This is a genomic window from Microcoleus sp. Aus8_D2 (assembly GCF_036702665.1).
Taxonomy (GTDB): Bacteria; Cyanobacteriota; Cyanobacteriia; order Cyanobacteriales; family Microcoleaceae; genus Microcoleus.
Genome location: NZ_JAUBUN010000056.1, coordinates 22,109 through 33,510 on the forward strand (window position 1 = coordinate 22,109; position 11,402 = coordinate 33,510).

At 46.7% G+C, this 11,402-nt stretch carries 10 protein-coding genes; 6 read left to right on the forward strand and 4 right to left on the reverse strand.

Going from position 1 to position 11,402, the window contains the following annotated elements; translation table 11 throughout:
• Window positions 1-202 precede the first annotated feature (202 nt).
• The 3 genes from QUB64_RS29075 to QUB64_RS29085 all read right to left on the reverse strand — a co-directional run bounded on the left by QUB64_RS29075 (window position 203) and on the right by QUB64_RS29085 (window position 2,868).
• Window positions 203-1,075, reverse strand: a complete 873-nt coding sequence (locus tag QUB64_RS29075; protein ID WP_333277357.1) for an EamA family transporter — start codon at window positions 1,073-1,075, stop codon at window positions 203-205.
• Complete coding sequence (locus QUB64_RS29080) at window positions 1,072-1,809, reverse strand: ABC transporter ATP-binding protein (RefSeq protein ID WP_369124828.1); 738 nt, start codon at window positions 1,807-1,809, stop codon at window positions 1,072-1,074. Before QUB64_RS29080 ends, QUB64_RS29075 begins: the two co-directional genes overlap by 4 nt.
• Window positions 1,810-2,055: 246 nt before the next feature.
• On the reverse strand, window positions 2,056-2,868 hold the full coding sequence (locus QUB64_RS29085) for an ABC transporter ATP-binding protein (protein WP_333277355.1): 813 nt from the start codon (window positions 2,866-2,868) through the stop codon (window positions 2,056-2,058).
• A gap of 282 nt (window positions 2,869-3,150) precedes the next feature.
• Between QUB64_RS29085 and QUB64_RS29090 the strand changes: the two genes are divergently transcribed.
• The 3 genes from QUB64_RS29090 to QUB64_RS29100 all read left to right on the forward strand — a co-directional run bounded on the left by QUB64_RS29090 (window position 3,151) and on the right by QUB64_RS29100 (window position 7,649).
• Window positions 3,151-4,557, forward strand: coding sequence for a protein kinase domain-containing protein (locus QUB64_RS29090; RefSeq protein WP_333277353.1), 1,407 nt, complete (start codon window positions 3,151-3,153; stop codon window positions 4,555-4,557).
• A 293-nt stretch (window positions 4,558-4,850) separates the two neighbouring features.
• A complete protein-coding gene (locus QUB64_RS29095; protein ID WP_333277351.1) occupies window positions 4,851-5,708 on the forward strand; it encodes a Uma2 family endonuclease in 858 nt (285 codons plus the stop codon).
• A 72-nt stretch (window positions 5,709-5,780) separates the two neighbouring features.
• The gene (locus QUB64_RS29100) at window positions 5,781-7,649 is read left to right on the forward strand and encodes a hypothetical protein (RefSeq protein WP_333277349.1); all 1,869 of its coding nucleotides are present in this window, start codon (window positions 5,781-5,783) and stop codon (window positions 7,647-7,649) included.
• A 69-nt stretch (window positions 7,650-7,718) separates the two neighbouring features.
• Here the strand turns inward: QUB64_RS29100 and QUB64_RS29105 are convergent, their stop codons facing one another.
• Complete coding sequence (locus QUB64_RS29105) at window positions 7,719-8,351, reverse strand: L,D-transpeptidase (RefSeq protein WP_333277347.1); 633 nt, start codon at window positions 8,349-8,351, stop codon at window positions 7,719-7,721.
• 418 nt (window positions 8,352-8,769) lie between these two features.
• Between QUB64_RS29105 and QUB64_RS29110 the strand changes: the two genes are divergently transcribed.
• The 3 genes from QUB64_RS29110 (at window position 8,770) to QUB64_RS29120 (ending at window position 11,104) form a co-directional block, all read left to right on the forward strand.
• Entirely contained in the window at window positions 8,770-8,964 is a 195-nt protein-coding gene (locus QUB64_RS29110) for a hypothetical protein (RefSeq protein WP_333277345.1), read from the forward strand.
• Between the two features lie 183 nt (window positions 8,965-9,147).
• On the forward strand, window positions 9,148-9,651 hold the full coding sequence (locus tag QUB64_RS29115) for an autotransporter (RefSeq protein ID WP_333277343.1): 504 nt from the start codon (window positions 9,148-9,150) through the stop codon (window positions 9,649-9,651).
• A gap of 106 nt (window positions 9,652-9,757) precedes the next feature.
• Window positions 9,758-11,104 (forward strand): PQQ-dependent sugar dehydrogenase, encoded by a 1,347-nt coding sequence (locus tag QUB64_RS29120; protein ID WP_333277341.1) that lies wholly within the window; start codon window positions 9,758-9,760, stop codon window positions 11,102-11,104.
• Window positions 11,105-11,402 lie beyond the last annotated feature (298 nt).

Sequence of the window (11,402 nt, forward strand, 5' to 3'; positions counted from 1 at the left end):
AAAATGGCTGAGGTGCGTCGCTTTCAGATGGTCGATACTTAGTTAGGTATTTATCGCAGGCGACGCACCCTACGGCTATATTTTTTTAATGAACCACGGAAAATCACTCTTAAATCATCGAGGTGCGTCGCTTTTATATTGTCGATATCAAGTTAGATATTTATCGCAGGCGACGCACCCTACGGCTATGAACCTAGAAAAGTCATAAGGTGATAAAGAAAACTCCCATAATCATGATAGCAGCTCCTAACAATCTTTGCTGAATATCTTTTTCCTTAAAAATGAAATGACCGAAAAGTACACCCATTAATACGCTGGTACGCTTAACTGCGATTACCTGCACTACTAAGGTCATTGTCAAAGCTTGCATCTGAAAAACGACTCCTAAAGCATTGACAAAACCCATTGTTGCTAGCAGCGGTATTTGCTGCATTATTTTGCGGCTGGGGTTGGGGGTTTTGTGCAGTAAAACTGGTAGCAATAACACACTCATTGCTGTAAATAAAGAGAACAACCAAAAAATCGGGGAAGAGTTTTGCACGCCTATTTTGTCGAAATTTGAGGTGATACTCCACAGAAAGGCTACGATTAACATTAATTTGGGCCCTGGTTGGTGCAGCAGTGCTTTGAATGGGGCTAGGTATCCTTGAGATTTTTCTTTGATGTTTAATAGATAGGAACCGGTGACGATGAAACAAATTCCGATACAATCAAAAAAGTTGGGATATTCGCCGACAATTAATGGTGAAGTTAGCAGCATGAATAAGGGTGTCAAAGCTACCAGCGGCACGGTTAGGGATAAGTCGGACAGTTTGATGGCTTTAATGTAGAGGATAGCTGTGACTGCGTTGATGCTTCCTCCGATTGACAAGGCTATCCAAAATTGCGGGTTTAATTGTGGATTTAGTTGCGGTATTTTTATGAAAAATAAAAAGGGTACTAAAAAAAGTGCTGAAAAAAATGCTAGCGACCAAGCTACGACATATTCGTCGTTTTTTTTCAGGTTTTGCTTGCAGAAAACGTCTTTTACTGCTTCAAAGAAGGCGGTGAGAATGCCAAAAATTAACCAAGTCAACCTAAATATGCGCTCCTGATTCGCTCGTCGTTTAGCAAATCCGATCCTATACCTGTGAGGGTAATGTTACCGGCTTCTAGTACGTAAGCCCGATCGGCAATTTGGAGCGCCAAATTAGCGTTTTGTTCTACCAACAGAATTGTAACGCCCGTGGAGCGCAAATGTTGAATAATCCCAAAAATTTCTTTGACGATCGCAGGTGCTAAGCCTAAACTAGGTTCGTCCAATAATAGCAGTTTCGGGCGGCTCATGAGCGCGCGGGCGATCGCCAACATTTGCTGTTCCCCGCCGCTAAGGGTTCCCGCCAGTTGAGTCCGCCTTTGGGCCAAGCGCGGAAATATCTCGAATTGGCGGCTTAAATCGGTTTTGATGGCCGCGAAGTCCGATCGCACGTAAGCCCCTAATTCTAAGTTAGCTAACACCGTCTGCTGCGCCAAAACCCTCCTCCCTTCTGGACTGTGGGCAATTCCCAATTTTACCACTTCGTGAGCTTGGCGGCGACTAATATCGCGCCCGCTGTAGATGATTTGTCCTTCCCGGAAATTAACTATTTTAGAAATTGCTCTCAGGGTGGTACTTTTCCCCGCACCGTTAGCGCCGATGAGACTGATAACTTCGCCCGCATTTACGGTTAAATTGATATTTTGCAGGGCTTGAATTCCGCCGTAGTTTACACAGAGATTTTTGACTTCTAACAGGATATTTTCTTTTGTTTGAATTGGGCTGTGTTCCATTTCTTGTAATTTGGGATTTGAGGTATATTCTGATTTACCGTTGGGTGGGGGCGGGTTGATAAGATTATTCGTTTTAGGTGATTATTATCGGTGAACCCGCCCCTACAATTCTGTGAATTTACCGTTGGGCGGGGGCGGGTTTTGCCTTGAGATTGTTCGTTATTTTACAATTTTTGGCGCTAAACCCGCCCCTACATAATTGGTGGAAATGGTGCCAAATGTGATTTTTCTCTAATTTCAATTTATCTAATTTTCATCTCCCAAATAAGCCTCAATCACCGCCGGATTATTCCTCACAATCGCAGGCTCACCCAAGGCAATAAGCTGACCAAAATGCAACACGGCAATTCGATCGCACAATCCCATCACCAGCGGTACGTGATGCTCGATCAATATTACAGTCAAATTGAATTGTTCCCGCACTTCCCGGATAAATTCGCTTAACTTGTGCTTTTCCTTGGGATTCATCCCCGCTGCTGGTTCATCTAACAGCAAGATTTGCGGTTCCAGGGCTAAGGCGCGGGCAATTTCCAAACGCCTCTGATCGCCGTAGGGTAGGTTTTTGGCTTGTTCCTGCGCGCGATCGCCCAATCCGACCAATTCCAACAATTCCAACGCTTTTGCCTGGGTTTGGCGCTCCATTGCGTTAGATTCTGGTAACGCAAATATGCCCGCTAGTAGCGATAATACCGGATTGTGCGATCGGCTGTGGATGTGTCGGGCGAGCGCCACATTCTCCAACACAGAAAGTTCCCCAAACAATCTAATATTTTGAAAAGTGCGCGCCATACCTTTATTCGCAATTTGATGTGGTTTAAGTTGGGAAATGTCCTCATTTTGATAAATCAGTTTGCCGCTGTTGCTGGGTATCAGTCCAGTCATTAAATTAAATAGAGTAGTCTTTCCCGCGCCGTTGGGGCCTATCAGTCCAAATATCTCGTGTTTTTCAACTGTAAAAGATACGTCATTCACGGCAATTAAACCGCCAAAACGCCGAGTTAATCCTTGTGCTGCTAAAACCGGATGAGTTTTTGAAAGAGTCAGGGGTTCGGAAATCATAAACAAAGGATAGAATTAGAACTTACGCATGGAGTCCAGAAACCGGGTTTTTAGGAAAATACTTCGCTGTAGCAGCAGATTCGCTGAAAAACCCGGTTTCTTCGATCGCAGCGGGTAAGTCATGAAAATGCAAGATATCTAATTATGCCCCAAATAGATAATTGCAACTGTCAACTGTCAACTCGAAGGGCCCGCACGGGGGCAGGGCCCCTACCTGTAAACTGTCAACTGTCAACTGCTATAGAATAGATTCACTGCCGTAATTCTCTCCTCACACCAACCATGAGTTACTGTCTGAATCCCAACTGCCAAAAACCCTCGAACAACCCAGCAGGTGCTAAATTTTGCTTGAGTTGCGGCACCAGCTTGCTTTTGGGCGATCGCTACCGTCCCACCAAGTCGATCGCCAGAGAAGGTTTTGGCATCGCTTTGCTAGCACAAGATGAATTTAAACCCTCAAATCCTCCCTGCGTCATCAAACAGTTTTTCCCTCAAGAACACAATAACGCCCCCAAAGCAGTCGAATTATTTCGCCAAGAAGCAGTACGCTTGGAACAATTGGGAAAACACCCGCAAATACCCGAACTTTTAGCGCATTTCGAGGAAGGCGATCGGCTTTATATTGTACAGGAATTTATCGACGGCAAAACCTTAGCTCAAGAGTTAGTTCAAACAGGCCCCTTTCGCGAACATCAAATTCGGATTTTGCTGCAAGATTTATTGCTCGTGCTGCAATTTATCCACAGCGGCCAAGTAATTCACCGCGATATTAAGCCAGACAATATTATCCGCCGTACCCCCCCAACCCCCCCTTGGCAAGGGGGGGCTAATTCCAATTCTCATTACCAAGGGGGAGCTAATTCCAATTCTCCTTTACAAGGGGAGGCTAATTCCAACTCTTGTCCCCCCCCTTGGCAAGGGGGGGTTAGGGGGGGTCTGGTTTTAGTTGATTTTGGTGCAGCAAAATATGTCGCCGCCTCCGCTTTTGGTAAAACTGGGACAACTATTGGTAGTGCGGGTTATGCCGCCCCCGAACAAACAATCGGCAAAGCTGTATTTGCTAGCGATATTTACAGTTTGGGCGTTACTTGCATCCACTTGCTGACGGGAATGGAGCCTTTCGATCTGTACGATGCTAGCGAAAGCAAGTTTGTTTGGCGCAATTATTTAATCGACAATCCAGTCAGCGAAGAACTGGGGCGGATTTTGGATAAAATGATTGAAATTCCGCTCAAAGGACGCTATCGATCGCCCGATGAAGTCCTGCAAGATTTAAACTCTCTCGTCAGCCAGCGACAGAAACCAGTGCTGCAATTACATCAGCCCCAAGGGCGATCGCATCCGCTGGCAAAATTGACTTCAAATACCTTTTTTAAATCTTCAAAATCTTGGCTGGCGGCGGGAATGCTGGTGATGGTGGGATGGGGAGGACATGAATACTGGCGGCTGACTAGGTGGAATTTAGAGGTAGATACTGACAGAATCGGCTTTGATTATAACAATATGTACGTTAGCAAACCAGACCCGGATCTCTGCAAGCAAATCTGTGCGGTTGACGAACAATGTCAGGCTTTTACTTACGTGCGGCCGGGATTGGAGGGCGATCGAGCTCGCTGTTATTTCAAAAATGGTGTGCCCTCGCCCAGTCTGAGAGAAGGCCGGAGTTCGAGTGTAAAACCGAGGCCGTAACAAAAGGGCGATCGCAATTATCGAAAACCTCTGCTATGGCCAAATATTTGGGAGCATATCAGTTTTGCTTTAATGCGTGCGAGATCTTAAGCTCGCACTCACAAAAAAATGCTTTTTACAAAAATGAGATGATCCCAAATATTTCACAGCCAAACTTCAAGTTTCACATCATACTTACCTCTTCCTTCTTCCTTTTTCTTTCCTCCTTCCGCCTTCCTCTATAGCTTTGCGCTATAATGTCTTAATTACCGTACCGCCTCAATCTCCTTAAGCCGTCTCGCCCGGGTAATCTTATGACGATGTACGTACCGGATTCGCAGCCTTACCAAACAAAAGTCCTCCCTACGATGTACGATCTACCTAGTGAAGACCCGGAGGATCCAGGTTTGCCAGACGAATACCACGACTATCAACCCGAACTGCTGCGTATAACCTGCCGTCCCGCCAACCATCCGCTAGACCAAATATTTATAGCAACAGACCTCAATCTCTACTACGATTCCAATCATCTCAATTGGTATAAAAGACCCGATTGGTTCGTTGTCTTGGGCGCTTCTAGATTTGATCGAGGTGAGGATTTGCGCCTCAGCTACGTGATGTGGCAAGAAAATATTAGTCCTCTAGTAGTAGTGGAACTGCTGTCACCTGGAACTGAAGATGAAGATTTGGGAATCACACCAGAAGTCCGAAATAAACCGCCTACTAAGTGGCGAGTTTATGAAGAGATTTTGGAGATTCCTTACTACTTTGTTTTTAGTCGCTACACTAATCAACTGAGAGTATTTCAATTGATTGATAATCGTTACTGCGAACAAGTTTTAACTGATTCGCGATTCTGGATACCGGAATTAGAGTTAGGTATTGGTTTGTGGGAAGGTTGCTATCAAGGTTTTTCGAGATTGTGGCTGCGGTGGTACGATGCTAGTGGCGATTGGGTTCTGACTCCCGAAGAATTTGAAAGACAACGGGCTGAATTAGAAAGACAACGCGCTGAATCTGAAAGTCAACGCGCTGAATCTGAAAGTCAACGCGCTGAATATGAAAGTCAACGCGCTGAATCTGAAAGACAGCAAGCTGAATTAGAAAGACAGCGAGCAAATCGATTGGCCGAGATCCTCCGAGACATGGGCATTAACCCAGATGATCTGTAAAATTAAGTAGCAGCATCAAGTGCTGCCAACTGCCAGCGGTGTCAATAAAAATTTATTAACTAATAATAACTTATGCCAGAACCTACTTCATTGCGCGATCGCTACCTAGCACTGATCGATAAAATTGTCGAAATCACCCTCAAAGGTCAAATCCGCTCCAAAGAACAAGTATATCAAATGCTGGTGCAAGACATTGGCACCGGCACCGGCGAAATCTTTGAACGCTGTTTCGGCGAACGCCTCGATGCCACCGACAACCTGCTCAGAAATGAAAAGGACGAAATCAAACAAGCCAAGGCAAATCGCAGCCTCAGAGCCCTAAAAACCATCCAAGGAGAATGGGAACGCTGGCAGAAGGATAACCGCGTCGATCGCGAAATCGCATCCTCCATCCAACAAATCCTTACCGCCGAATCCAACGGCCGCCTCCTGGCAATATTCCAAATAATCGATCCCAATAAAGAACATCCGCTGACTCTCGATCAATTGCAGCAATTGTCAAAATCTGTGCACCAACAAATGCTGCAAACTTCCAATCCCGAAACCGAGCGAGATTTGCAGCAAATTACCGCCGGGATTGCTAAAGGTTTAGAATCTTGGCAGCGGTTGGAACCGGAACTCGTCGGCTGGATTTATCAGCCGCAGCAGCTAGGATTTGCTGGCAGTCCCGAACAAAATGGGCCTTGGGCTTTTTGGGCAAAAAAAGTTAATAGTGCCTTTGCTAACGCTCTTTTACAGACTATTGCCAGGGGTGAATCTATCGTTGAATTTGCAGCCAAGCAGTCTAATGTAGAATTAGGTACGTTGCTGGAATTGGCGATTATTTTGCAGTGCTTGCAGCGGGCCTTGGCGACATGGTTTGACAAGCAAGTTTACGATTCCAAGGTGTCCACCAAAGCTTCGATTTCTACTTATATTACTTTTTCGGTAATTTGGAGTCAGCTAGCTAGTGGATTTAATAATTCGACTAAGAGCGGCGAGCAGTTGGCAAATGCTTGTTTTCAAGTGACTTTGCAAATTTTGCGCGCTTTTTCTCAGCGGGAATACTTTCCGCTTTACGGCGGGATTTTTGCTTCGTTTGATGGTAAAGCTTTGCGGCATACTTTGGATTATTTAGATGAACCGCTGCGCCGTGTTGAAGGTACTCAAGCGAAGGCTCGGATTTTGACGCTTTTGGGTTATTCGATGCAGGCTGCGGGGGCCTACGAGCGATCGATCTTACTGCACAAGCAATCTCTGGAAATTGCCCGCATGGAAGGAGATAAAGCTTGCGAAGTCGCCAATCTCAATCACATCAGCCGCAATTATGTAGCTCAAAAAAATTATCAGGAAGCGATTAATTACAGCCAGCGGGCTTTAATTATGGCACGGCAAGCGGGAGAGCGGCAAGGTGAGGCGAACGCCCTGGCTAATTTGGGCTACAGCGAAGTGTTCCACGCGCGGCAGTTGGAGGAGGCGGAACCAGAAATTTATGAAAGTGCGATCGGCTATTTGGAACAAGGCTTGTTATTATCGGAGAAATTGGGCGACAGGCAAAGTCAAGCTTTTTGCTCTAGCAGCCTCGGGATCGCTAAAATTGCTCTGGAAAATGCCGCCGGTGCGATCGAGTATTTAGTCAAAGGTTGGCAAGCCGCCCAATTTTCCGGCGACTTATATCTGCAAGGTCTGAATTTAGCTTATTTAGCTCAAGCTTATTACAGCCTGAATCAACTAGATCGAGCGATATTTGCTGGCTGTTTGGGAATGTATACTTTGGAGCAAATTGGGGCGATGGAATGGCGTCAATCGGCTGGTTTGCTGACTATTTTGCGCGGACAAATGGGGGCTGACGCTTTTAAAGAGTCTTTGACAAAAAGTCGATCGCAGATCATTCCGGCGATCGGTGTTGACGGCTACGATTATATCCCGGAATTGCTCGAAAAATACCAGCAATCTATTTGAAAAATCCAGGTTTGTAGTGAGGACTCCCTTCCGCATTAAGAAGGACTAAAGTCCTCACTACAAACCTGATTACTTCTCAACTATCACCGGAGTGCCCACTGCGACTTTCTCAAATAAAGCTTGGGCATCTTTATCGAACATTCTGACACAACCGTGAGAAGCCGCTCGCCCGATCGACTCTGGAGTAGGAGTCCCGTGAAAGCCGATCACATTTTTGCCATCCGTCCAAAACCCGATCCACCTGGTTCCCAGGGGATTATCAGGCCCTGCGGGTACAAGTTCTCCTGTCCAAGGATGCTCCCAAACTGGATCTTTAATCATTTGCATGACTTTAAAATTGCCAGTGGGAGTTTCCCAGCCGTCTTTCCCGACAGCCACCGGGAAACTCGCTTGCACCTTGTTTTTGCGGTAAACATAGACCCGTCGTTCTCGCAATTTCAGCACTAAACGCACTTCTTCAATCGGATTTTCTGCCTCCTTTCTTTCCTGGGGAAGATACTGAGACGGTTCGCCCAATGGCGGTAGTTCTGGAACTCCGAGATTAGGTAATTTTACATCGGATTTTGGCTGCTGGGCGATCGCACTATTATTCAAATTAGCCACCTGTTCGGCAGCTACCTGTGGCTGAATGGCGACCGACAGCCCCGCTGCGCTCAAACTCAGCACAATTAAGTTGTTAAATAAAAATTTGCTGTTCACCATTATTTTGTTCGCTAAACTCCTCACCAGCAGTTCCTACAAAGTTCCTATCTAATTATCCGCAAACCGCACCGGAAAGCCAAAATTTAGAGATGGCTTTTTGACTGTAAATGCCCTGGCCAGTTTTGAGTTTCAATTCCATAAAGTATAACTTGTCTAATAACCACAAAATAGGTTGGCTCGTTCGGAATTCGAGTCCTTAAAATTTGATGCGGACTGAAGTCCTCACTACAAACTAATATTTTCAACTATCAGTAATTTTACGGAGATGAGATAACTCAACACAAAACTTACGCACTAATACCAAAGAAACCGGGATTTTATACGGCCAACGGTGGGGCTGCGCGAGAGATTTTCGCCAACAAATCCGGTTGATGGGTAAATCGTGCAAGTCAATGATTGAATTTTACCTCCGACTCATTTGATTTTTTTATCTGTTGCAGACTGGCGATCGCAAATTGAAACTGTGGCGCTGCTGCATCCAGCAAGCACAATCTGTCTGTTGGCAGAGTTTGCCGCCCGTGCCACAACAGTTAGAGGGGCGCAAAAAAACGGAAACGGTCGATCGAACAAACTCAATATATCACGCGGACACTCTAGAGATGCCAAGCGCTGAACTTGTTGTAACTGGGGAACTTCTGATGTATAATTCAGTCTTTAAAAACTTGCTCGATAATCTTTTTTTGAGATTGTCCTAAATTTACTACTCCGGGGATTAAACTGGATTAGGTTTAAAGGTTGGGACTTTCGCGTAGCGGAAGCAAGCCCGACCCTAAATAGCAGTTAATGTGAGGTTTCAATGCGTCTTCAGAAGATCAAATTATTTACAGGTGCAACGCTGTCGGTACTAATATCGGCGGTTTCAGTGAATCCTGCGATGGCCAACCCTGCAATTGAAATAGCCCAAACGCAGACCACCACAACAGCCAACGCTCAAACCCTTATTGGTTTTGTCAAAAATATTGTCGGCGACATCGTAACAATTAGCCCAGAAAGCGGGCCCTACAGGACTCTCAGGATTCAAAGATGCGTCCTGAGAATTACGGCTCTGGTACCGGGAATGAAAGTCAGAGCCACCGTAGCCGGAGATCAGGTAGAAAGGCTCGTCGTGATCCCCGATTATAAAGTAGTCTCTACCACAGTTGTTCGTCCCCCCACCCCGGCACCGCGTCCAGCCCCAGAACCGCCACCGCGTCCGGCTCCTGCTCCCCGTCCGGCTCCGCGTCCGGCTCCCGCTCCAATTCCAGCTCCGCGTCCGATTCCGGCTCCGCGTCCGGCTCCTCCTGTGAGAGGACTTTGGTAGAGTTACCGTTGTAAACGGAACTAAGCCACCGCGCGCGCGGTGGCTTCGCTGTTTAAGAGCAGTTAGAATAAGAGAATTATCGAGCAATTGTTGAGAAATCGGTGCTATGTATTACCTGCGTTTCTTGCTGCTAATTCTGCTGTTACCGCTGGTTGCGTGCGATCGAGCTACAGATGCCACAGCGACTCCCGTACCCGCACCAAGCCCGCTGTCGCAAATTCCCTCCGTTGCACCGCTGACAAATGTTAGCACAAATCAAATTGTACCGACCAAACCGCTTTCGCCGCAGCCGATCCGCATTGTTGCAACTGCTTTGCCGCAGCCTTTCGCCAGCCAAAGCGCCTCAAAACCCCCTCAAGTAGTACCGATTCCCGCATCGCCAGTGCTGCGAGTGCCTCCTGGCTTTGTCGTCAACGTTTTTGCTGACAATTTAGACGCTCCCCGATGGCTGGCTTTGACGCCGACAGGGGATGTTTTGGTAACAGAAACCCGGCAGAATCGGATCAGGCTGCTGCGGGATGCCAACGGTGACGGCGTTGCTGAGGTGAACATGACTTTTGCTAGCGCCCAAAACGGGTTAAATATTCCCTTTGGCATGGCTTTTGCCGATCGCTATTTTTTCCTCGGAAACACTGCTGAAGTCCGCCGATTTCCCTACACAAAAGGGCAAGAACAATTAACAGGTACCGGTCAAAAAATTGCCGATTTACCGGGCGGCGGCTACAACCAACACTGGACGCGAAATGTTGTCGCTTCTCCGAACAACCGCCAAATTTTCGTATCAGTTGGTTCCCAATCTAATGCCGACTCCGAGCCGCTACCGAGGGCATCGGTGCAAGTGATGAATTTGGACGGCACAAACCAGCAAACTTTTGCTTCCGGTTTGCGAAATCCCGTGGGATTGGATTTTCACCCTAAAACCAATCAACTTTATACAACAGTCAACGAACGCGACGGCTTGGGAGATGATTTGGTGCCGGATTACTTGACCAGAATTCGTCAAGGCGAGTTTTACGGCTGGCCCTACGCTTATTTTAAGCCAAATTTGCTCGACCCGCGCCACGTCAAAAATGGAAATAGCGATCGACCAGATTTAGCAGCTAAAACATTGATGCCAGACGTGCTGTTTCAGGCGCATTCGGCAGCTTTGGGAATTCAATTTTATGATGGGAAAACGTTTCCCAAAAGATTTTTTAACGGAGCGTTTGTGGCATTTCGCGGCAGTTGGAATCGGAATGCGGGAACGGGTTATAAAATCGTGTTTGTACCGTTTAACGCGGCGACTGGACGCCCTCAAGGTTATTATGAGGATTTTCTAACGGGTTTTCTGACAGATCCCTCGGGCCCGAAAACTTGGGGGCGGCCTGTTGGTTTGCTGGTTTTACCTGACGGGAGTTTGCTGTTTACTGAGGAAGCAAATAACCGGATTTATCGGGTGCAGTATCGCGGCTGATAATTGGGCGAGGAGTTTTTAAACACGTAGTAAGGACTTCAGTCCGTCTTCAGATTCGTAGCAAGAACTTCAGTCCGTCTTCAGGTTCGTAGCAAGAACTTCAGTCCGTCTTCAGGTTCGTAGTAAGGACTTCAGTCCGTCTTCAAGTTCGTAGTAAGGACTTCAGTCCGTCTTCAAGTTCGTAGCAAGGACTTCAGTCCGTCTTCAAGTTCGTAGTAAGGACTTCAGTCCGTCTTCAGGTTCGTAGTAAGGACTTCAGTCCGTCTTCAAGTTCGTAGTAAGGACTTCAGTCCGTCTT